The organism is Hymenobacter coalescens (genome assembly GCF_054783195.1).
Genome location: NZ_BAAGRA010000038.1, coordinates 1 through 1,077, shown reverse-complemented (window position 1 = coordinate 1,077; position 1,077 = coordinate 1). Strand labels below are relative to the sequence as shown.

Annotated in this window: 2 protein-coding genes; both read right to left on the bottom strand. The window is 70.9% G+C overall.

The window, feature by feature from the left end; translation table 11 throughout:
- Positions 1 to 25: 25 nt before the first annotated feature.
- Entirely contained in the window at positions 26 to 793 is a 768-nt protein-coding gene (locus ACYVKQ_RS23190; RefSeq protein ID WP_460677760.1) for an IS3 family transposase, read from the bottom strand.
- Positions 790 to 1,077, bottom strand: a 288-nt coding sequence (locus ACYVKQ_RS23185) for a transposase (protein ID WP_460677759.1), incomplete at its 5' end; no start/stop codon positions are given. The genes ACYVKQ_RS23185 and ACYVKQ_RS23190, both read right to left, overlap by 4 nt.

The following is a 1,077-nucleotide window of genomic DNA, read 5'->3' as shown; positions in this document are numbered from 1 at the left end:
TTGAAGTACGTGTCGAGGTAGTAGGCTACTTCCAGGCGCGCCTCGTCCAGGTCGGCAAAAGCGCCGCCGTGCGGCAACAACTCTGTTTTGAGGGTGCTCCAGCCGGCTTCGGCCTGCGCGTTGTCGTAGGGGTTGCCCGGCCGGGCGTAACTGGCCACAGCCCCGGCGCCCGGGCGATGCGCTGGCGGCAGGCCAGGCTGGTGTACTGGCTGCCGCGGTCGGCGTGGATGATGAGGCCCGGGGCGGGCTGGCGCAGCGTCAGCGCCTGCTCCAGGGCCGCCAGCACCAGCTCGGTGGGCATCTGCGCGGCCAGGTGCCAGCCCACCACGCGCCGCGAGCAGGCGTCGCGCCAGGTGGCCAGGTAGCACCAACGCCCGCCGACCAGCGGCAGGTAGGTAATGTCGCCCACCCACACCTGGTTGGGGGCGGTGGGGGCCGGCTGGCCCAGCAACCGGTTCTCGGCCACGACCGCGGCCGGGTCGGCCTGGGTGGTGCGCGGCCGCTGAGGGCGGGTGCTCAGCGCCCGTTGCCCGCTGGCGCGCAGCCAGCCACGCAATGCATACCGGCCCACCCGGTGGCCCTGGGCCTGCAGTTCGGCCCGCAGGCGACGCGTGCCGTAGCGCCCGGCGTGGCGCGTAAACGCCTGCTGGGCGGCCGGCTGCCAGGTGGGTTCCGGTGGGGGCGTAGCGGCGCGCCATTGGTAGTAGCCGCTGCGGCTCACGCCCAGCACCCGGCACAGGTCGCTGACGGACCAGGTGCCCGTCTCCGCCTGGATAAAGAGGTACTTGCTCACGGCTGAGGCGTCGCGAAGATGGTCACCGCTTTTTTTAAAATGTCGCGCTCGGTTTCCACGCGCTTGAGCTCGGCGCGCAGGCGTTTGATTTCCTCGCGCTCGGCGCTGCTGGGCACGGCCTGCGCTAGCGCGCTACGCTGCCAGCGCCCCAGCAGCGCGGGGGAGATGCCTTGGGCACGAGCTACGTCGGATTGTCTGGCCCCGGCGGCCACCTGACGCACGCACTCGGCTTTGAAGGCAGGCGTATACTTTTTGCGCGGGACGGGCTGGCCGTCAACTGGTTT